Annotated in this window: 1 protein-coding gene; it reads right to left on the bottom strand. The window is 62.4% G+C overall.

Translation table 11 applies throughout. From position 1 onward, the window contains the following. Positions 1–391, bottom strand: a 391-nt coding sequence (locus tag EN859_RS35660) for a transporter substrate-binding domain-containing protein (protein WP_135913634.1), incomplete at both ends; no start/stop codon positions are given.

Genomic DNA, 391 nt, shown 5'->3' with positions numbered 1-391 from the left:
CCGGACGCGGCCCACTTCTGCCGCGCATAGGTTTCCTGCACCGTGCCTTGCTCGACCGCGACGCGCTTGCCCGCGAGTTTCGACGCTTCGGGCAGCAGGTGAGCGCTTTCCTTCGCGATCAGTCGTGTCTGGTTGCGGTAAAGCCGTGCGGTGAAGTCGATCTGTTGACGGCGCTTTTCGTTCGCGGCCATCGACGACAGGATCACGTCGAACTTGCGCGATTGCAGCCCAGGAATGAGGCCGTCGAAACTACTTTGCACCCACACGCATTTCGCTTTCAGCTTCGCGCACAGCGCATTGCCGAGATCGACATCGAAGCCCTCGACGGTGCCGTCCTTGGCGACCGACTCGAAAGGCGGATAGGTCGGATCGACGCCGACGCGGATCGTGG

Origin of the sequence: Mesorhizobium sp. M00.F.Ca.ET.216.01.1.1 (genome assembly GCF_004010325.2) — a bacterium.
Lineage (GTDB): Bacteria > Pseudomonadota > Alphaproteobacteria > Rhizobiales > Rhizobiaceae > Mesorhizobium.
Note: the sequence above shows the minus strand (reverse complement) of the source record. Positions and strands in the feature narration are given on the sequence as shown.